General features: G+C 53.8%; 15 protein-coding genes. 7 read left to right on the plus strand and 8 right to left on the minus strand.

The window, feature by feature from the left end; translation table 11 throughout:
• Window position 1: 1 nt before the first annotated feature.
• Window positions 2–2,416 carry an FAD-dependent oxidoreductase gene (locus FOM92_RS06205; protein ID WP_143775895.1) on the minus strand — a complete coding sequence of 805 codons (2,415 nt, stop codon included), beginning with the start codon at window positions 2,414–2,416 and terminating at the stop codon, window positions 2–4.
• Window positions 2,417–2,631: 215 nt separating this feature from the next.
• Between FOM92_RS06205 and FOM92_RS06210 the strand changes: the two genes are divergently transcribed.
• Complete coding sequence (locus tag FOM92_RS06210) at window positions 2,632–3,414, plus strand: lysophospholipid acyltransferase family protein (RefSeq protein ID WP_246087164.1); 783 nt, start codon at window positions 2,632–2,634, stop codon at window positions 3,412–3,414.
• A gap of 194 nt (window positions 3,415–3,608) precedes the next feature.
• On the plus strand, window positions 3,609–4,562 hold the full coding sequence (locus tag FOM92_RS06215; protein ID WP_143775896.1) for an NAD(P)-dependent oxidoreductase: 954 nt from the start codon (window positions 3,609–3,611) through the stop codon (window positions 4,560–4,562).
• Here the strand turns inward: FOM92_RS06215 and FOM92_RS06220 are convergent.
• The 7 genes from FOM92_RS06220 to FOM92_RS06250 all read right to left on the minus strand — a co-directional run bounded on the left by FOM92_RS06220 (window position 4,559) and on the right by FOM92_RS06250 (window position 15,946).
• A complete protein-coding gene (locus FOM92_RS06220) occupies window positions 4,559–5,461 on the minus strand; it encodes a LysR substrate-binding domain-containing protein (protein WP_170226797.1) in 903 nt (300 codons plus the stop codon). The genes FOM92_RS06215 and FOM92_RS06220 overlap by 4 nt on opposite strands.
• A 102-nt stretch (window positions 5,462–5,563) precedes the next feature.
• Window positions 5,564–7,180: a GMC family oxidoreductase gene (locus tag FOM92_RS06225; RefSeq protein ID WP_143775898.1), complete on the minus strand. Its 1,617-nt coding sequence runs from the start codon at window positions 7,178–7,180 to the stop codon at window positions 5,564–5,566.
• Entirely contained in the window at window positions 7,177–8,364 is a 1,188-nt protein-coding gene (locus tag FOM92_RS06230; protein ID WP_143775899.1) for a mandelate racemase/muconate lactonizing enzyme family protein, read from the minus strand. The genes FOM92_RS06225 and FOM92_RS06230 overlap by 4 nt, the downstream gene beginning before the upstream one ends.
• Window positions 8,361–9,797, minus strand: coding sequence for an aldehyde dehydrogenase family protein (locus FOM92_RS06235; protein ID WP_143775900.1), 1,437 nt, complete (start codon window positions 9,795–9,797; stop codon window positions 8,361–8,363). Before FOM92_RS06235 ends, FOM92_RS06230 begins: the two co-directional genes overlap by 4 nt.
• Window positions 9,790–11,097, minus strand: coding sequence for a spinster family MFS transporter (locus tag FOM92_RS06240; protein WP_143775901.1), 1,308 nt, complete (start codon window positions 11,095–11,097; stop codon window positions 9,790–9,792). Before FOM92_RS06240 ends, FOM92_RS06235 begins: the two co-directional genes overlap by 8 nt.
• A gap of 13 nt (window positions 11,098–11,110) precedes the next feature.
• The gene (locus FOM92_RS06245) at window positions 11,111–13,117 is read right to left on the minus strand and encodes a tetratricopeptide repeat-containing sulfotransferase family protein (protein ID WP_246087165.1); all 2,007 of its coding nucleotides are present in this window, start codon (window positions 13,115–13,117) and stop codon (window positions 11,111–11,113) included.
• Between the two features lie 123 nt (window positions 13,118–13,240).
• Window positions 13,241–15,946 carry a TonB-dependent receptor gene (locus tag FOM92_RS06250; RefSeq protein WP_170226798.1) on the minus strand — a complete coding sequence of 902 codons (2,706 nt, stop codon included), beginning with the start codon at window positions 15,944–15,946 and terminating at the stop codon, window positions 13,241–13,243.
• A 233-nt stretch (window positions 15,947–16,179) separates the two neighbouring features.
• Here FOM92_RS06250 and purU point away from each other — a divergent pair, with 233 nt between their 5' ends.
• From purU to mobA, 5 genes are read left to right on the plus strand one after another with little or no spacing between them, the layout of a single operon-like run.
• A complete protein-coding gene (purU, locus tag FOM92_RS06255) occupies window positions 16,180–17,040 on the plus strand; it encodes a formyltetrahydrofolate deformylase (protein ID WP_143776347.1) in 861 nt (286 codons plus the stop codon).
• A 56-nt stretch (window positions 17,041–17,096) separates the two neighbouring features.
• Window positions 17,097–18,206, plus strand: a complete 1,110-nt coding sequence (locus FOM92_RS06260; RefSeq protein WP_143775903.1) for an S-(hydroxymethyl)glutathione dehydrogenase/class III alcohol dehydrogenase — start codon at window positions 17,097–17,099, stop codon at window positions 18,204–18,206.
• Entirely contained in the window at window positions 18,207–18,617 is a 411-nt protein-coding gene (locus FOM92_RS06265) for an NAD(P)H-dependent oxidoreductase subunit E (protein ID WP_143775904.1), read from the plus strand. It begins immediately after the preceding gene.
• Window positions 18,614–20,056 (plus strand): NADH-ubiquinone oxidoreductase-F iron-sulfur binding region domain-containing protein, encoded by a 1,443-nt coding sequence (locus FOM92_RS06270; RefSeq protein ID WP_143775905.1) that lies wholly within the window; start codon window positions 18,614–18,616, stop codon window positions 20,054–20,056. Before FOM92_RS06265 ends, FOM92_RS06270 begins: the two co-directional genes overlap by 4 nt.
• Window positions 20,053–20,592 (plus strand): molybdenum cofactor guanylyltransferase, encoded by a 540-nt coding sequence (mobA, locus tag FOM92_RS06275; RefSeq protein WP_170226799.1) that lies wholly within the window; start codon window positions 20,053–20,055, stop codon window positions 20,590–20,592. The genes FOM92_RS06270 and mobA overlap by 4 nt, the downstream gene beginning before the upstream one ends.

Consider the following 20,592-nt stretch of genomic DNA (forward strand, 5'->3'; position numbering starts at 1 on the left):
CTTAAACCTTCATTTTTGCATTATCGGGATCATAGGCAGGATGCTCCAGCACCCTAGCCGAACGGCGCTCTCCTTGAAGGTAGATATCGAAGGTGGAGCCCGGCGTCGCATGCTCCAGCGGCACGCATGCAAAGAACAGGCTTTTGCCCACGCGATGGCCATAGCCCCCCGATGTCGTCAGCCCGATGCAATTATCTCCAATCAGACAAGGCTCTGCACCGCGCACATCGACATTGCTGGCATCCACAGCGCCATAAACAATACGGAACCGGTCCGGGGCATCTATCGTAGCCTGTTTGCCTACGAAATCTTCTTTTTTGAAGTTGATAAATCGCGGCATGTCAGCCTCAATCATCGTCAATTCGTTAGTCAGCTCGCTCCCCCACGCCTTATAACCCTTTTCCATGCGCATCGTGTTAGCGGCGTAGAGACCGTAGTTTACGATGCCATATTCCTGCCCAGCTTCCCAAACGGCATCGTAAAGCGCGGGGAGTTTATCCATTGCCGGATGCAATTCCCAACCAAGTTCGCCCGCATAGGACACTCGAAGCGCCCGCATCTGGTTGCCTGCAACGATAATTTCTTGTCCGCTCAGCCAACGGAAACCGTCATTGCTCAGATCTGCATCCGTCAACTTAGCAAGCACATTTCGAGACCGCGGGCCATTCAGCACCAACACGCCAAGATCCATTGTCACATTGCGGAATGCCACATCTTCATGCGGCAACTTGCTCTGGATCAGAAAATCCCAATCGCGTTGTTCGGCAGCCGCAGCAGACAGGCAGTAGAAGTGATCATCGGCGAGGCGCGTTACTGTCATTTCGCCATAGATGCGGCCCTGCTTTGACAGCAGGTGCACAAGGCCGATACCGCCCTGCTTCTTTGGCATGCGGTTGGCACAAATACGATTGAGAAATGTTTCAGCGTCCGGTCCGTTCACTTCATATTTGGCAAATCCGGAAAGGTCGAGCACGCCGACCTTTTCCATTACAGCCCTCACCTCAGCCGCCACCATATCGAAGCTGTTGGTGCGTTGATATCCGCCCTGCTCTGCCGCGCCGTCAAGCGCGAAATATTTCGGCCGCTCCCAACCATAGGTCTCCCCATAAACGGCACCTGAGGCCCTTAGCTTTTCATATAGCGGGCTGGTTTTGCATGGTCGTCCGTCCGGTTCTTCCTCACCCGGCAAACGGGTCGTGAAGGTCATGCGGTAATCGAGAAATACCTTGTCCCGACTATAGTCCTCGTCCGCAAAAGGCCCGTAACGGCGGGGATCAAATTCGGTCATATTGATGTCGGAGTCGCCATAGACCATCCACTGTGCAAGATATTTTCCGGACCCGCCGCCTTGCGCAATACCGAACGATGTGCCGCAACAATGCCAGAAATTTCTGAGTCCAGCAGCAGGTCCAAGCAGCGGTCCACCATCCGGTGTATGCGGGATGGCTCCATTGACGATCCTGCGGATTCCAACCTCGCCGAAAACCGGCATGCGTTCAATGGCACGTTCTAGCCATTTCGAAATACGATCCAGATCGTCAATGAACAATTCGCTCGTCGACTCCCATTCGGGATGCCCTTTGGGCGCCCAAGCCTCGGCAAGCCCCACATTTTCATATACGCCAATCAGACCGCTTTTCTGTTCCTGCCGGAAGTATCCAGAAACATAGGGACAGCGCATAACCGGAATTTCCTCGTCCCGCTCCAAAAAGGCAGGAATAGGATCTGTGACAATATAGTGATGCTCCATGTTCGTCACAGGAATATCGATGCCCGCCATTTGCGCGACTTGGCGGGCATAGCAGCCAGCGGCATTCACCACGATCTCGGCGCGTACGATACCCTGTTCGGTCACAACATTCCATTCACCCGATGGCAGTTGGGTCAGTCCGGTTACGCGGTTTTTGCGGACAATCTTAGCGCCCATATTCTTAGCGCCGATAGCAAGTGCGTTACAGATGCCGGACGGATCCGCATGCCCATCACCCGTTGTCCGTGCACCAGCAATAACACCATCAGTTGTCACAAAAGGATTTATCCTGCGAATTTCTTCGGGATCGATAATTTCCATGTCGAACCCGACAATTTTGGAAAATCCGTGAATATATTTAAACCACGCCAGTTCACGCTCATTGGTTGCAAGGCGGATACCGCCCGACTTGTGCCAACTCACATATTGGCCTGTCAGACTTTCGAGGCGCGGATAAAGCTCGTTGCTATACGCATGGATTTTGGCGAGATTAAAGCTACCGGTGATACTGGGGCACTGACCCGCTGCATGCCAGGTGGAACCCGATGTCAGCTCGTCCTTTTCGATTAGCAAGCAATCCGTCCAGCCAAGTTCGGCAAGATGATACAACAGGGAAGCCCCCATGATGCCGCCACCGATAATGACAACTCGTGCGTTGGTCTGCATTTAAACTCCGTCTCTCCAGCGACATCCGACTTTTTCGATATGTGAAGACATCCCGGAGGAATGACAAATGTGCAATTCGCCGCGACTGGTTCAAAAAATTTCATCGTTGCATGCTAAGCCCCTACCGAAATCAATGCAAAACGTCACAGCGGAGTCATAGTGCTGCTCCATCATTCGATTGATAGCTTATCAATCCAGCGTTAGGGCCGACTCGAATGTCTACAATATCCATTTCGCTTCCGAAGGCTGATCCGCAGGCCTATTTGCTTTGCGCGATGCGTGCCGTCTGGATCGCAGTCCCGTTACTGTTTCTCTTGCCCTTGCACCTCGTCTGGCACATTCTTAAGCTGCCCTCTCCTTGGGCAATGCTTTTTTTGCGAATTGCTGCGCGCGCCTTGGGAGCACGAGTTAAAGTATACGGAACCCCGTTGCGCCGGGATGTTTTCTTTGTTGCCAACCATCTTTCCTGGCACGACATTCCGATATTGGCTGGGATTACTGGCACGGCTTTTGTCGCTCAGGACGGTGTTCGCGACTGGCCGATTATCGGCTGGCTCGCTACGCTAAACCGCACCATTTTCGTAAGCCGGACCGAAAAGCAGAATGTCGCTGGACAAGTAGCCGAACTGCGGGAGGCAATTGCGGAAAACTGGTCTGTTACCCTGTTCCCGGAAGGCACCACCTCGGACGGTCGGCAATTGTTGCCTTTCAAACAGTCGCTTTTTGCAACTCTCGCACCACCGCCTAAGCCGATGCTCATCCAACCGGTATTACTCGATTTCGGCGATGCTGGCCCGGATATTGCGTGGCTCGGCGAAGAGACCGGTTGGGAAAGCGCTTGGCGTGCTTTTACGCGACCCGGCACCTATGAGGTCGGCGTCCATTTTCTCGAACCATTTGATCCGGCAGAATTGGCCGATCGCAAAGCGGTATGCGCCCTTTCAAGGGCACGCCTGGCGTCGGCTTTGTCTTCAACGCTGGGATACACAGTTACGTGACACGCCAGGAAAGTGGCGGTGCAATAGTTGTCGGAATTGAAAAATAATTCACCCGATAAGCCAAATTTTTCAATTGTTGTCCGCGACCGCTGCGGCTCTAACTTCCTTCCAAATTATGCAATTGCCGTGCCGTCCAGCGCCTAATTCTAATGGTGGTCTAGGACGACATTTTGGGGGATGGACGGGACGCTCACATGAAAATTGGATTTATCGGTCTTGGCAATGTCGGTGGGAAATTGGCGGGCAGCCTCATCCGGAACGGCCATGACGTCACCGTCCGTGACCTCGATGACCGTCTGGTTGCAGAATATGTTAGTCGCGGAGCAAAGTCGGCCTCGTCTCCTAAAGAACTTGGGGAAACAGTCGATCTGATCGTGACATGCCTGCCTTCACCCGCAGCAAGTTCCGCAGTTGCCGAAGGCGCAGACGGCTTTCTTCAGGTCATGCAACCGGGTCAGGTTTGGCTGGAAATGAGCACAACCGACTACAGCGAAATTATACGCTTAGGTGCCCTGGTCGAAGCGCGAGGCGCGATGTTTATGGAATGCCCCGTCTCGGGTGGCTGCCATCGTGCCGACACCGGAAACATCGCAATATTTGCAGGCGGTCCAAGGGAAGCTTTTGAATTCGTTCTACCCGTCCTAACCACCATGGGACGGAGAATACTTCATACCGGGGCGCTGGGAACGGCATCCCAATTGAAGGTAATGACCAATTATCTGTGCACGGTACATCTGGTGGCATTGGCCGAAGCTTTGACGACCTGCAAAGCGATTGGACTTGATATGAACACGACCTATGAGGCGATCCGTATCTCCTCCGGGAATAGTTTCGTCCATGAAACCGAAAGCCAGGTCATCCTGAATGGCAGCCGCGATATCAACTTCACTATGGACTTGGTAAGCAAGGATGTGGGCCTGTTCGACAAAATCGCCCATGAAGCGAATGTGCCGGTGGAGCTGTCACCGCTGATTGTCAAAATCTTCAAGGAAGGCGAAGCCGCCTATGGTGCACGGGAATTTTCACCCAACATCATCCGTCGGTATGAAGAGCCGTTAGGTATAAAGGTTTTGGGCACAGGTTTCCCCGCCGAAATGGTTGATGATGAACCCGAAGAGCCGGGATATGAAGTGGTGCCGAAGCGTTAAGCTGCGGCCGTCCCAAGGCTCGCTTCAACATTTTTCGTAATCCAGTCCATAAATGTCCGGATTCGCAAATTTTCTTTCATATCGGCGCGGCAAATCAATCCCCATGCGCCAGGACAGATAGCTTTGTGATCCACAGGCTGAACCAGGCGGCCAGTCGCCAGGTCCTGATCAACAAATGGACCATTTACCAACGCCACGCCTTCACCATTTAACGCCATTTCAAGTGCGACAGCCAAGGTATCGACCATGAGATATGGAGCCGTCGGCTCAAACTTCTCGCCCGCTGATACAAACCAAGTTTCCCAATTCTGAACCTCAGTGTAAATCGCAACCAGCGGTTTTGACATCAGTGCGCCCGCACCAGAATTGGGACCCAATGTCTTGGCGACATCCGGGCTACACACTGGGAACAGCGCATATTCGTAAAGCGGAACCCAGTGATATTTGGCGGGATCCGGTACAGTTTCACAATAAACGAGCCCGACATCGGCATGCACATCATCGAATTCCCACTCGACCGCACATGTATTCAGCGTCAGCTTAATTTCTGGATGATCGGCCAAAAACTGCGGAACACGTTTTGCCAGCCAGCGAATGGATGCCGTTACATATGTCTGCACCCGTAAGGGTTTGTCCAAAGCGCTCCGGTGAACTTCTTCGACACCTTCCAAAAGGGATTCAAAGGCGGCACGGACATAAGGATAAAGCACCCTGCCTTCTTCAGTCGAAACAATATGTCGCCCTTCTTGGGCAAAGAGACTTACGCCTAAGGCATCTTCAATCAACTGAACCTGATGACTGACAGCGGGGTGTGTAAGACAGAGCTCATCCGCAGCATCCCGGATACTCTGGTGTCGTGTCGCCGCCTCGAAACCCTTGAGCGCCTTCAGCGGCGGCAATTGTCGAAGATCTATCTTTGGATGCATCGCCCTTCCCTCCCCGGACTCGCGTTGCATCGGAATTAGCATAGCCGGGGAGAACTGGTAAATTAATTTAACGCATCAATTTGCGTCCGCGAGGACCATTTCTGCACCTTTTTCTGCCACCATGACAGTCGGCGCATTTGTATTGCCCGAGGTAATCGTCGGGAATACGGATGCGTCGATAACGCGCAAGGCAGACAAACCATGCACTTTTAGGCGCGCATCAACGACTGACGAAATGGGATCTGGCCCCATCATGCAGGTGCTCGTCGGATGATAAACCGTATCGGCTCGAGCGCGAAAATCGGCGAGCAGAGCTTCGTCGCCCTCTACATGGGCGCCAGGGATGAGTTCTTCGGTAATGATGTCGGCCAATGGGCGCGTTTTCACAAGCTGGCGCAGCAATCGGTTGCCCGCCAGAACATCGTCGATATCGTCCTGCGTAGCGAGATAATTGGGATGGATCATTGGATATGTTTGCGGATCGGGGCTCGCGAGTTCAAGATGCCCCCTGCTCGTCGGGCGACATGGATTGTGCGAGAGCAAAAAGGCCGAAAAGGGATCGGGGTTCAATAGCTTTCGTTCAGACAGCGGCGTCTTGGTGTAGCTGACGGGGCTAAAATAAAGCTGCAAATTGGGGTGAGCTTTCTTCGGATCACTGCGAACGAAGCCGCCACTCTGATTAACACTAAGTGACAGCGGACCGGCACGGTCGGCCATGTAGCGCAGGCCAGCGCGTATCTTTCCCATCAGGGGATGCAGCAAGTCGTTCAGCGTTGCGGTGCGCACTTTGTAGAAATATGAGACCGCAATATGGTCTTGCAGATTTCGACCGACTGCAGGTGCGTTCACAACCGGCTCTAATCCGAGATTTGCAAGGTGTTGCGCGTCACCCACGCCCGACAGCATGAGCAATTGAGGCGAGTTAATCGCGCCACCTGACAAAATAACTTCCCGGCGCGCCTTCGCCTCGCATACACGCCCCTTATGGGCATATTCAACGCCTACTGCACGGCGACCGCTAAACAGGATGCGGTGCGCATGCGCGTGAGTAAGGAGCGTCAGCGAACGTCTTTTCCGTGCTGGATGCAGAAAGGCATTGGCAGTTGATGCACGCCAACCGCCTTTGGTATTGATCTGGTAATAGCCGACCCCTTCGGGCTTTCCGCCGTTAAAATCGCTGCTGGCCGGAAAGCCAAGCGCCTGCGCCGTTTCAACGAAGCTGTGGCAAACTGGATGCACATAGGGCGAAATATCGGTCACATGCTGCGGGCCACCTCGTCCGTGGTGTGCGCTATGCCAGTCAAAATCCTCCGATTTCTTGAAAAAGGGCAAGACATCGTCCCAGCCCCATCCGGGATTTCCAAGAGCTTTCCAGTCGTCAAAATCTCTGGGTTGTCCGCGCACATAGACCATTGCATTGATCGACCCTGACCCGCCAATCACTTTGCCACGCGGCCAATAACTTCGCCGTCCGTCTAATGCCTCAACAGGTTCGGTATCGTACATCCAGTTGATGCGCCGGTCAAAGAAGGTCCGGCCATAGCCAATGGGCATTTGTATCCAGATGGAGCGGTCGCTACCTCCGGCTTCTAGGAGAAGAACCGTAAAGCGCCCGTCTTCGGTTAAACGGTTGGCAAGGACACAACCCGCCGTCCCAGCGCCTACGACAATATAATCAAATTCTTCGGTCACCGGACTGGATGCTGCGTCATTTCGAGATGGAGCATGGTACCGGTGTAAGGATTTGCATTGGCCACATCCTCGTTCAATTCGACACCAAGACCCGGCTCGGATGAGGGGATAACATGTCCATCTTCAAAGCGGATGGGTTTATTCAATATCGCACTATGGAAGCCACCCCATGATTCAATGCTTTCCAGAATGAGGAAATTGGGCGAACAGGTCGCAATCTGGATGTTCGCAGCGCCTACGACCGGACCGCAATAGAGATGCGGCGCAATCTGCACATGATCAACTTCGGCCATGGACGCGATTTTCTTTGCCTCCAATATTCCACCAACGCGTCCCAGATTCATTTGCAGGATCGCAGCCGCCCCCACCCGGAGCAAACGCGCAAAATCATATTTGGTCGTCAGGCGTTCGCCGGTTGCGATCGGGATAGACGTTGCACGCGCAACTTTTGCCATTTCCTCTGGCGCATCAGGCGGAACGGGCTCTTCCAACCATAGAGGATCATGCGGCTCCAGACGCTTTGCAAGGCGGATAGCTCCGGCAGCAGTCATCTGGCCATGCGTCCCGAACAAAAGGTCCGCTTTTGTGCCAACGGCCTGACGCAATTGACAGGCAAATCGCTCACACAAATCAAGCGCCTCGAGCGACAACTGCCGTCCATCAAATGCCGAATAGGGTCCGGCTGGATCGAACTTAAGCGCTGTGAAGCCCTGTTCGAGATATTCCGCCGCCCGTGTCGCGGCCAGATCGGGATCATGATAGACGTCGCTCTTATCACCGGGTCTTGGGTAGATATAGGTGTAGGCACGCAGCCGTTCGTGCACTTTCCCGCCCAGCAACTTGTAAACCGGTTTGCTGGCCTCTTTGCCGATAATGTCCCAACAAGCCATCTCGAGCGCGGACAAGACACCCATTAATGTCAGGTCCGGATGCTGGGTAAAACCGCTGGAGTAAACACGGCGCCACATGTTTTCGATATCGTGCGGATCTTGGCCGACTACATAGCGCGCAAAGACATCCTCAATCATCTGTGCAACCAGATGCGGATCAAAAGGAACGCAATAGGCTTCGCCGATACCGGACACGCCGCTGTCCGTCGTCAATTTTACAAAAACAAAATAGCGTCCGCCAAAATGGGGTGGCGGATTGCCGACGACGAACGTCTGGATGTCAGTCAGCTTCATCCTTCAAAGCCGTTTATGACTTTAATCTCGAGAAAGTCATGAAGACCCCACTCTCCCCACTCCCTTCCGTTTCCGGATTGCTTATAGCCTCCGAATGGCGATGCATAATCCTGGCCGGCACCATTAATGCTGACCCCGCCCGCGCGCATCCGGCGGGAAACGCGTCGAGCACGTTCCAGATCGCCACTCTGCACATAGGCAGCGAGGCCATACGGCGTGTCGTTGGCTATCTCGATCGCGTCAGCCTCATCCTTGAAAGGGATCATTACCAGCACGGGACCAAATACTTCTTCCTGCGCGATCGTCATCTTATTATGGACGCCTGCAAAAACGGTCGGCTTCACGTAATAGCCACGGTCGAAGCCCTCGGCACGTCCAACGCCGCCCGCGACGACCTGTGCACCTTCGTCGATACCAATCTGTATGAGGCGCTGTATCTTATCGAACTGCAGCTTACTGACGACGGGACCGAAATGGCGTCCCTTTTCCATAGGGTCGCCAAGTTTGGCTGCCTTGGCAACTTCAGCCGCTATCGCAACCGCTTCGTCATAAACCGATGCCTCCACCAGCATACGCGTTGGCGCATTGCAGGACTGTCCAGCATTTTCAAAACAATGCAACACACCCCGCTTAACCGCAGCGGGCAAGTCGGAGTCAGCAAATACGATGTTGGCTGACTTACCACCGAGTTCCTGAGACACGCGCTTGACCGTATCGGCAGCCGACTTGGCAACTTGGATTCCCGCCCGGGTAGACCCTGTGAAGGAGATCATGTCGACTTCAGGATGACTGGTGAGTGCATCACCAATAGCAGGACCAGTGCCGTGCACCATATTGAAAACGCCTGCCGGAAAACCTGCCTCGTCGATGAATTCAGCAAAAAGCTGGGCCGATAGCGGAGCAACCTCGCTGGGCTTCAAAATCATCGTGCATCCGGCAACCAAGGCCGGGCCGATTTTTGCAGCGAGCTGGTTTACAGGCCAGTTCCACGGTGTGATCAAAACGCATACGCCGATGGGTTCACGGACGAGCCGGGCGTTACTGCCGATCTTGCGCTCCCATTCCATTTCGCGCGCGGCAATGATTGTTTCTTTTAGGTGACCTGGGCCACATTCGGCCTGAGCATTGTAGGACAGGTCATAAGGCGCGCCCATCTCGGTCGAAATCGCCGTTACCATTTCATCATAGCGACGTTCAAATATCGCGATCAGCTTTTCGACTAAGGCGATACGCTGATCCAACGTAAGTGCTGCATAGTCATCAAAGGCGGCACGTGCGGCACGGGCGGCCCGATCCACGTCATCATGCCCGCAGACCGCTACCGTCGCACAGATTTCTTCCGTTGCCGGATTTATTGCCGTCACCAAATCGGTCGACGTGGCCGGAAGAACCCATTCGCCGTCTATATAAGATTTCAACACTGCTTCAGACATAGCCGCATGCTCTCTTCTGATCTTCGATAATATATTTCTCGGCACGCCAATAATGCCAAGCGGCCCACAAGCCGGTAGGCGCCAAAATCAGTTGGGCCAAACGCAACGAATCGGCATCGGCACCCGAGGGTCCTGCAAAAAAGTCACTGAGCGACCCGACGATCCAGGGGGCAACAATGAGGTTCAGTAGATTTGCAATCAGAAGCGAAATCGCGATCGCCATTGCCCGCATTTTTGGTGCTGCAAGATTTTGACATAAAGCCATTGCCGGACCGATGTAGAAATAGATCGCGGGGATGAAGAGCCACCACATAAACTTTGCGAAAGCTAGGTCATGTGTATAATATGCTAGAAACGATGGCAGGGTAGCAACAGCCGTCACGACAGCCAAAAGTCGGGAGATTTTGCGTGGGTCCGTATAGCTGGGCCGTGCAACAACATAGGCTGTAATTAGCGAAGCGCCGATCCCACCGACGAGATAGATTTCACCCAGCAATGACCCGGCCGCGCCCTCGTCCATTCCATAGGTGCGTTGAAGAAAGAGAGGCGTGAACCACATTAGCCCCCAGCCCCAAAACGCCGAAAGTCCGGCACCGGTCATGGCATGTACTGCTGATTTTTGCGACCATATGAACTTTAACGTTTCCATGACGGTCGGCGCTTTTTCTTCATCAACAATATCCAGTCGGCCACGCTTGGGTTCTTTAATGGTCACCATGATGATAAGCGCCAGCAAGATACCGGGAATTCCCAGAACCATAAAAGCCGAGCGCCAGCCGTGAATTGTTGATACCATACCTGCGATATCGGTTCCTAACCACGCTCCGATAGGTGCACCCAGTGCGAATACCGTCATAGCCATTGAACGTCGGTTTGCTGGAAAATAGTCGGCAATAATGGAGTTGCACGCAGGTGTGCCGCCCGCCTCACCAATGCCCACACCAATCCGTGCCAACAGCAAATCAATGTAACCACGGGTAAAACCAGTCAGAGCTGTCATGAACGACCATACAGCGACCGATGCCGCCAGCAGGTTTCGGCGATTTGTGCGATCACAGAGCCAGGAAAGCGGTATCCCCATGGTAACATAGAACAGCGCCAGAGGTATCCCCAACGATGCTGCTCCTGTGTCTGTAAGGTTCAGTTCATCGCTGATAGGGCCAAGTAGGGTCGACAGAACATAACGGTCCGCGATACTTATCGTATAAACCAGCATCATGATAATGAGGACGTACCACCTCTGTCCCAATGTCGAGACTTCGTCGGCATTGACCGGTGTGGTCGGTGCATTACTCGCCATTATTCTCTCCCCCTCAGGTAGATGCCAATTGCGGCCCTAATATTGTACGTAATGGGTCAAGGTGGTTGCTGAAATGCTCCCATTGATCCACGCCGCTTTTAAAAATCGGTTGGCGCACCTGTTCCGAGCTCGCTGTACGGACAGCACGCTCGGTCTGGTGAAAATTGATGCAAGCGTCTTCGAAGGGAAGCTCGCAATAATTGAGAAGTCGGCGGACTTGCGTTTCAAGGTCGGCGACAACATCTTCGTAACGGACACGCAGGATTTTGCCCGGCAGAACTTGATCCCAATGGTCCATCAGGTCGACATAGTCCCGATAATATTGCCCGACTTCATTCAGACCGTAAGTGAACTCCTGTCCTTCTGCGAAAAGCTGTTTGAAACCCGAAAAACAGCACCCCATGGCACCGCGCCGCGCATCAATGATTTTCGCATTGGGCAAAATCATGTGGATCAGCCCTATATGACGAAAGTTGTTTGGCATTTTATCAATGAAATAGGGTGTGCCTTCCTTGCGATAAACGCGTGTATCGCGGATAAACTCTTCACCAAATTGAAGTAAATTTTCTGGCGTCAGGTTGCCCAGATTACCTGGATATTCGGGTTCTTCGCCCACCAACCGTTGCCGATCCAAGCGATAGGCAAGCGCGAAAATGTTCGGTAACTCCATCGTGCCTTCGACCTGACTATGTGAAGCCAATATCTGCTCTAGCAAAGTCGAACCAGCACGCGGCAATCCAACGATGAAAATAGGATCGCGCGCCGGGCAACCTGCGCCGGAATGGCGTTCCAGCAGTTCGGCAGTTACCAAGTCACGCTGCAATTGCATTTCTTTGGTCAGCCGCGCGGGATCATATTTCAGCTCTTCGCGTTTCAGGCGGTTTCCACGTTCATAATATTCAAATGAACGGTCATATTCGCCCCTGTCTTCCAACGCCTTTCCTAAGGCAAAGCAAAGGTGGTAACGGTCATCCAATGCTGTCACGGGTGACGCTTCGCGTGCCTGCATCTGTGCAATTTCATCGTCGGTGAAACGGTAAGTTTTAAGATTGGCCAGACTCCAGAATGCATCTCCGCAATCAGGCCTAGCTTCATAAGCCCGGCGATAGGCCGAAATAGCATCCTCCTGCCGGCCGACTGTTTTTAGCGCATGTCCATATGTCAGGTTGATTCCAGGATTGTTCGGCATGGAACCTAGCAGTGCTTCATAAACGAGCATCGCTTGGTCGAAATTGCCCACCGCCAGATTCTCGTTGGCGAAAAGCATTTCAAATTCCGGATTACCCGGCTCTTTTTCCCGCAATTCCGAAGCTTCGGCGAGAGCCTGTTCAAACTTCTGCCGTTTGCGTAAAACCTTCACATAATCGAAATGCGCGCTGACATTTTCAGGCTCCAGAACCTTGCATGATTCAAGCAGGAACTCCGCTTCGTCATATGCATTGAATTTCATGCCAATCTCGGCGAGCAACCGCATTGCCTCAATATGATGTCCGTTGCGTTGCAAAAAAGCACGGCAAAGCTGTTCTGCTTTGAAAATGCGCCCTTCCTGAATGAAGCTGGCCACGCTCAACAATTCAGGTGGCAATTGGGAAAGATGCGTAAATTGTGCACGAGCAAAATCAGCCGGACCATCGCGACCCGCAGCACCGTGCATCTCGCTCAGCATTCGCCAACTCGCCACCAGAGCACCATTGTGCGTTACTGCGCGCTGGTAGGCCGCGATGGCATCTTCACGCCGCCCGCTGTCCCGCAGACAATGTCCCCGTTCCTGCCAGGCCCGGCCATAGGTCGGATCGATGGCAATAAGTTGATCCAGCGTCGCAAGCGCCGCCGGGATATCCCGCGTCATCCTCTGGGCCACTGACAAAGTATATAGTGCATCAATATTTTCCGGCGCGGTGCCGAGCACCTGACGGCATGCAGCCATTGCTTCTGCCATCCGAGCATTTTGCAAATGCGTTCGCGCTTCGCGCAAAGTCGCGTCGATTGTTTCCGGCGAAGCCTCCGCCAATATTGTCACACGACCTCCTGTGTAGTGACGAACAGTGGTGGGATTACTGCCGCACTTCGTGCATCGGACGCAATGCCGAAATGGGATTGTGACGGGGCATCTGCATTTTTAGCAGATGCCCCGACCTTGTCGTCAGATCTTGTAAGAGAAACGAAGACCAATTGTACGTGGCCGTGACGTTGTTGTCCGCAGCTCACCGTCATTGCCACTCTTATAAAGTTCGGGCCGTTCATCGGTCAGATTGTCACCAAAAAGCTCAATCCTCCATTCATCCTTCGACACGCCGAAGGCGGCCGAGAAGGTAGCGTAGGAATCAAGCTCCTGTGCCGCCTGAATGGGCGCAATCACATCACCCGGACGGACGAGGACGCCGTTATAAGTTACCGGAATCGACGGGGCATATCCGAGTGTAGGGTTGGATGCCTGATACCGGATGTCGACATTGTCGATAACGTCCGAGATGCTCTTGCCCACATAATGGAACCCGACTTGCGCGAACGGAGCGAGGCCTGATGCCAGTTCCTTCTCCCAGAAAAGCCGGGCATTGAACTGGAACTTGGGGCTCAGTGCGAGCGGTCCGCCCAAAGGACGCAAGACCTGCGTATTCTTGCGATATTTGGTCAACTCGGAGTCGTTATACGAGAATGCACTGTTCAAAGTGAGTTCGTCGGTTGCACGCCAGGTAATATCGCCTTCAAGCCCCCGAATACGCGCATCAACCAGGTTGGTGGTGAATGTCTGGTTCGAGATGTTCTGGTCGAATACGGTAATCTGGATGTTGCTCCAGTCGATCTGGTATGCGGCAACATTAACCTGCAGACTACGATTCAGCAGCGCAAACTTACCACCGATTTCGTAGTTTTTCACCTTATCAGGCACATAGGTGCCCAAGCGGACGAAGTCTGCGTTCGTCGGGCAGATCGCACTTGGGACGCGGCAAGGACGACGGTTAAAGCCACCCGGACGGAAGCCATCCGAATAGGTTGCATAAACCAGCGAACCATCGCCGATACGATAGGTCAGGTTACCTTTGAACAAAACGCCGGTGTATTTCGCAGGCGAAGCATCGGCATAAAGCTGGTTCAGGTTTGCACTGACATTGTAGAAGGCCGGCGGCGTTGCCGATGGCGAATAAGTGCCGGTCGCAGGGTTATACACCCCACGTGCTCCACCGAAGCTGCCATTGGACGACCCGTTAATGGATGCCTTCTCATTATAGTAACGCAGACCGCCGGTAAGGGTCAGTTTTTCCGGGATGATATCGAAGGAAGCTTCACCATAAGCGGCGAACTGTTTGTCCTTACGCTGGATATCGTTGAAGAAGCCGACCTTAACCGGACGTACACTGGTGTCATTTGCGTTGACCGACGCGTTTGGCGCACGGCGGTAGATGAAGCCGGCGGCTTCCTGCAGATAGGACCAGTCGGTGTTGTCGAACAATTTATTATTGTCGTAGAACAAACCAAATGTACCGCGGAGCCGTTTGTCGGCAGGGGTCGTAATCCGGAATTCCTGCGTGAAGCGCTTTGTCCGGTTACGAACCTGATAGCTCTTGTTCGGAGCGTAGCAGGTGTTGCCGATGTTCCCGTTATATGCAGCGGTATAATATACGCCGCGATCGCATTCATAATAGGGCAAATACAGACCGATGTTCGAGTAACCGGCATAGTCGGCAACCTGAGTTGCACGATGGTTCATATATGAACCGGTGTAAATCAGATCGAGCGCGCCCAGACGTCCGTTGATCGTAAGTGTCGAAAGGTCAACCTTGTCACGCAACGAGTTTTCGTTGAATTTCGTGACCTTCAAATCGCCGACGTCAGGCTCAAAATCGAACACGCCGTCGGTGTCCAGCTCCTGGCGGACGTGCATGAGGTCAAGCGACCAGTCATCAGTGACCTTCCAGGTCAGCGCGAGACGCCCGCCGCGATAGGTCGCATCGTTATAGTTCTTTTCAACGAACTTGTCGTTGTTGATCACTTGCCGGGTCGGCGGCGTATAGAGGCTGCCGGTGCAGTTCGGAACAGCAGTAGTAGCCGTTGCCTGACAGGACTGGATAGCCCGCATAACGAGAAGTGGGTTACCTGTTGGCAACCGGCCTGCAATACCGACATTTCCGTTAAACGGCATTTGGAATGTGCCGGGGACGTTGTCGATGTAACCGCCCTGCCGATCGGTATAGAATACGGCACGCAGTGCAAGCTTGTCCTTGATGATCGGCACGTTGATAAAGGCGTCGCCGGCTACGCTTTCGTCACCGCTTTTGGTGAATGCATAGCTGGCGTTGAAGCCGGCATGAAACTCGCTCGTGTCCGGCTTGTTGGTGATGTACCGAACGGCACCACCCATGGCGCTTGCACCAAATAGGGTGCCCTGCGGACCGGCAAGCACTTCGACGCGCTGCAGGTCAACGGCATAGAGGTCAAGGTTACGACCAACGAGCGAAGCCGGCGCATCATTTACATAGAGCGCCACGGTCGGTTGTGCACCAGCAGTACCGGCAATCTGAAGGCCGGGAGAGTCCGTCGATAGTCCGCGGATAAAGATCGAAGAGGCACCCGGGCCGCGCGAAGCCGAGCGCACGTTAGGCAGATATTCAATCAGCTTGTCGAACTTGGTGATGTTGAGATCGCCCAAGGTATCACCGCCCAGTGCTGTAATCGCAAGAGGAACCCTGTTTGCAGATTCTTCACGCCTCGTCGCGGTGACGACGATGTCTTCGATGCCACGATCGTTTTCTTCGGCCGCTTGCTGTGCAAAGGCCGGTGCGGCACCTGCACCGGCACCAAGCGATGCAAGCACAATCGCCGCAGTCGATATCTTTAAATAGGTTTTCAATTTTCTTCCCCTCAACCATCCCCCGGCAATGCGGGGTTTGCAAATCTCCGCAGGCAGACTGAAACTGGAGTCCCCCTCAAGCAACTGACCAAATTTTCATGATTGGTAAAATAAATTCCGTGATCAATCACATCATCTACATGTTGCGATTAGAAGGGCTAATATATGCGTCAGGATATAGATAGCGCGCAAAGGCGGCGCTAGGCGGTCACCGGATTGAGAGGGTATAGATGATGGTGCAAACGGGGGCAGACTTTGTTCTTCTAATAGCTTGCGAAGACCGCAAGGGCATTGTTGCCGCAGTGGCCAACTCCATTGCAAGTCAGGACTGCAACATCATCGAAAGCTCTCAATATGGCGACGCCAGTACCGGCCGCTTCTTCATGCGTGTTGCTATCTCCTGTCCGGAAGACATGACGTCGGAACGTTTTACTTCTGCATTTCTTCCAGTGGCCACTGCCTTTCGCCTTGACTGGCGGATTTATGACCTGCGTAAAAAGCTGCGTGCGATGATCATGGTCAGCCAGGGCGGTCACTGCCTGAATGATCTTTTATACCGGACGTCGACCAAAAGGCTGCCGATGGAGGTGACCAGCATCGTATCCAACCATATGACTTGGAAACGCCGCGCTGACCATGAAGGTATCAACTTTCATCATTTGCCAATCACACCCGAAAACAAGCTGGAGCAAGAAGCCAAATTGCTTGCTATGGTGGAAGAGCAGCAGGTCGATCTGATCATCTTGGCGCGTTACATGCAGGTTCTATCCGACCAGCTGTGCCGGAAGCTGGACGGACGTGTCATCAATATCCACCACAGCTTCCTGCCCGGTTTCAAAGGCGCAAAACCTTACCATCGCGCTTATGAACGTGGGGTCAAAATGGTCGGGGCGACAGCACATTATGTCACTCCCGATCTGGATGAAGGACCCATTATCACGCAGGATGTGTCCGTCGTCGATCATGCCGATACCGTCGAGGACCTCATTGCTCAAGGTCAGGATACCGAAAGCCGAGTTCTGGCACGCGCCGTCAAGTTACATCTGGAACACCGCGTTATGCTGAACGGAAACCGCACAATTGTTTTCAAATAGTTGAATCGCGTTTATGCAAATATGAAACTGCATTATTCGAATTGGAGAAGACCGAAATGAAGACCCGCGCTGCCGTAGCTTTTGAAGCGAAGAAGCCATTGGAGATTGTCGAGCTGGATCTCGAAGGACCTAAGCCGGGCGAGGTTTTGGTTGAGATTATGGCGACTGGTATTTGCCATACGGATGCCTACACGCTCGATGGACTGGACAGCGAAGGTCTTTTCCCCAGCGTTTTAGGACATGAAGGTGCAGGTATCGTGCGCGAAGTGGGTGCGGGCGTCACCAGTGTAAAACCCGGCGATCACGTCATTCCGCTTTACACCCCCGAATGTGGCAAGTGCAAAACCTGCCTGTCAGGTAAGTCAAACCTGTGCACGGCGATCCGCGCAACGCAGGGCAAGGGTTTGATGCCAGACGGGACAACACGGTTCAGCTATAAAGGACAACCGATCTACCATTATATGGGATGCTCAACCTTTTCGAATTTTACGGTTTTACCGGAAATTGCTGTTGCGAAGATCCGTGACGACGCGCCTTTCCAGACAAGTTGCTATATCGGCTGCGGCGTGACGACGGGCGTAGGCGCTGTCACAAATACCGCAAAGGTCCAGCCGGGCGACAATGTGATCGTCTTCGGCTTGGGCGGCATCGGTTTGAACGTGCTGCAGGGCGCAAAAATGGCTGGAGCCAACATGATTGTCGGCGTCGACATCAATCCGGCGCGTGAAGAATGGGGCAAGAAATTCGGTATGACCCACTTCGTCAATCCCAATGATGTCGAAGGCGACATTGTCCAGCATCTAGTCGCGCTGACGGACGGTGGAGCGGAATATACGTTCGACTGCACAGGTAACACTACAGTGATGCGGCAGGCACTCGAAGCATGCCACCGCGGTTGGGGCACGAGCATCATCATCGGTGTCGCCGAAGCTGGCAAAGAAATCAGCACACGTCCGTTCCAACTTGTTACCGGCCGCAACTGGCGCGGGACAGCCTTTGGCGGGGCTAAGGGCCGCACGGATGTCCCGAAAATTGTGGATCTCTATATGGACGGAACGATCCAGATCGATCCAATGATCACGCATGTTCTGTCGCTTGATGAAATCAACAAAGGCTTCGACCTTATGCATGCCGGAGAAAGCATCCGAAGCGTCGTCGTTTACTGAATGGGTTCGCTAGCCGACATTCTGGCCGAACATGCAGGGCGCGAAGGCGCGTTGCTTCCCATTTTGCATGATGTGCAGAAAATATACGGCCATGTCAGCGAAGATGCGATGCGGGAGATTGCCCACGCCCTGAATTTGACCCGCGCCGAGGTCTATGGTGTAGTCAGTTTCTATCACGATTTCCGAACAGAGGCAGAAACTCGACCTGTTCTGAAGCTCTGCCGCGCAGAAGCCTGCAAAGCAAGGGGTGTGGAGGCATTGGTTTCGGTTGCAGAGGACCAAACCCGCGTCAAGGTTGAGCCTGTCTATTGCCTTGGACTTTGCTCCGTAGGTCCTGCCGCACTGGTTGGTAAAACTGTGCACGCTCGTTTGGATAGCACGCGGCTCACGGCATTGCTGGCCAACCTATGAAAATCCGTGTTTCTGACGATGCCCTTGCAATAGCATGTGGTGCCGATACCGTAGCAGAGGCTTTTGCGCGCTCGGGCGCCGCAGTGGAACGCGTGTCGAGCTGGGGAATGCATTGGCTTGAGCCATTGGTGGATATTGATGGTTTGGGCTATGCAAATGTAACTGCCGATCAGGTTGTAGCCATATTGGCAGGCGAAGTGGAATCCATCGGACTAATCGCAGAACATCCCTTCCTCACCCGCCAAACCCGCCTTACGTTCGCGCGAGCCGGTAAGACGCGACCGACATCGCTGGACGATTATTATGCCAATGAAGGCTGGCTAGGACTCGCCAAAGCACGTGCCATTGGTGCGGAAGCGACGGTAGAAGAAGTACTGGCATCGGGGCTACGCGGCCGCGGAGGCGCAGGGTTTCCTGCAGGCATTAAATGGAAGACAGTCGCATCGGCCCCGGCGGACACCAAATACATCGTTTGCAACGCGGACGAAGGTGACAGCGCCACATTTGCCGATCGTATGATCATGGAGGGTGATCCTTTCATGCTGATCGAAGGCATGGCCATTGCCGCTTTGGCGGTGGGCGCAAATAAGGGATATGTGTACATCCGGTCAGAATATCCGCATGCCATCGCAAAGATGGAAGCGGCCATTGCGGCGTCCGCGCATCTTATAGCGCCATTCGTCGTTGAGGTCCGCGTTGGCGCCGGTGCTTATGTATGCGGCGAGGAGACATCCCTGCTGAACAGCCTCGAGGGCAAGCGGGGCGAAGTGCGCGCCAAGCCGCCCCTACCCGCGCTTGAGGGACTTTTCGGCAAACCGACTGTCGTCAATAACGTCCTGACTTTGGCCGCCGTTCCCTGGATTTTGACGCATGGCGGCGAAGCTTATGCATCCTTCGGCATGGGGCGGTCCAAAGGAACAATGCCCGTCCAGTTGGCGGGGAATGTTAAATATGGCGGGCTTTTTGAGGTTGGCTTTGGCATCACGCTCGGCGAATTGGTCAATGATATAGGCGGCGGCACCGCAAGCGGACGGCCGGTCCGTTGCGTTCAGGTCGGCGGACCGTTGGGGGCCTATATTCCCCCTTCCCGTTTTGATCTGCCATTCGATTATGAAGCTTTTGCAGAAGCTGATGCCCTGATCGGTCATGCCGGGATTACTGTTTTTGACGACACTGTCGACATGGCTCAAATGGCGCGGTTCGCCATGGAATTCTGTGCAGTAGAAAGCTGCGGAAAATGCACCCCCTGTCGTTTGGGTAGCACCCGCGGCGTCGAAACGCTGGACCAGATAATCGCAGGCAAGAATGTCGAAGCCAATCTCGCTCTTTTGACCGATTTGTCCGAGACCATGAAATTTGGTTCGCTCTGCGCCCTTGGCGGCTTTACACCCTATCCGGTGATGTCGGCGATAACCCATTTTCCGGAGGATTTCCGGTGAGAAAACTGGGTGCTATCCTAGCCGGGGGGAAATCAACTCGTTTCGGAAGCGACAAGGCAGCCGCAATGTTCAACGGGCGTCCTTTGATCGACCATGTTGCCGAGGCTCTGTCGACGCAAGTCGATGCTGTCATCATCTGCGGTCGAGTATGGCCCGGCATGCAATGCGTGGCCGACCGCCCCCATGCGGATATGGGTCCTTTGGGGGGCTTGAATGCAGCATTGCATTTTGCCCGGGACAATGGCTTCGGTCATGTCCTTTCCGCTGGATGCGATATGCTGCCCATCCCCGAAATCCCGGCCCCTGAGGATCCGGAAAAAGCCTGCTTTGTCGACGGCCATTATCTGTTCGGCCTCTGGCCTGTGTCACTCGCGGCCACATTGGACCGGCATTTGGATCAGCAATCCAACCTCTCGATGCGGCACTGGGTCGACACCATTGCCGCGCATGCGGTCCCTGCAACCAGCGTTCATGCAAACTTCAATACACCGGCCGATTTGGAAGAATATGCCTGCAAATTGGCGGGACAAGGGTGA

The organism is Sphingorhabdus contaminans, assembly GCF_007280415.1.
GTDB lineage: Bacteria > Pseudomonadota > Alphaproteobacteria > Sphingomonadales > Sphingomonadaceae > Sphingorhabdus_B > Sphingorhabdus_B contaminans.

Bases quoted from the DNA above. Each gene is read 5' to 3' on its own strand.
- FOM92_RS06270 (WP_143775905.1), top strand. From the start codon at position 18,614: ATGAAAATCCGTGTTTCTGACGATGCCCTTGCAATAGCATGTGGTGCC.
- purU (WP_143776347.1), top strand. From the start codon at position 16,180: ATGGTGCAAACGGGGGCAGACTTTGTTCTTCTAATAGCTTGCGAAGAC.
- FOM92_RS06265 (WP_143775904.1), top strand. From the start codon at position 18,207: ATGGGTTCGCTAGCCGACATTCTGGCCGAACATGCAGGGCGCGAAGGC.
- FOM92_RS06230 (WP_143775899.1), bottom strand. From the start codon at position 8,364: ATGAAGCTGACTGACATCCAGACGTTCGTCGTCGGCAATCCGCCACCC.
- FOM92_RS06210 (WP_246087164.1), top strand. From the start codon at position 2,632: ATGTCTACAATATCCATTTCGCTTCCGAAGGCTGATCCGCAGGCCTAT.
- FOM92_RS06235 (WP_143775900.1), bottom strand. From the start codon at position 9,797: ATGTCTGAAGCAGTGTTGAAATCTTATATAGACGGCGAATGGGTTCTT.
- FOM92_RS06240 (WP_143775901.1), bottom strand. From the start codon at position 11,097: ATGGCGAGTAATGCACCGACCACACCGGTCAATGCCGACGAAGTCTCG.
- FOM92_RS06260 (WP_143775903.1), top strand. From the start codon at position 17,097: ATGAAGACCCGCGCTGCCGTAGCTTTTGAAGCGAAGAAGCCATTGGAG.
- FOM92_RS06205 (WP_143775895.1), bottom strand. From the start codon at position 2,416: ATGCAGACCAACGCACGAGTTGTCATTATCGGTGGCGGCATCATGGGG.
- FOM92_RS06215 (WP_143775896.1), top strand. From the start codon at position 3,609: ATGAAAATTGGATTTATCGGTCTTGGCAATGTCGGTGGGAAATTGGCG.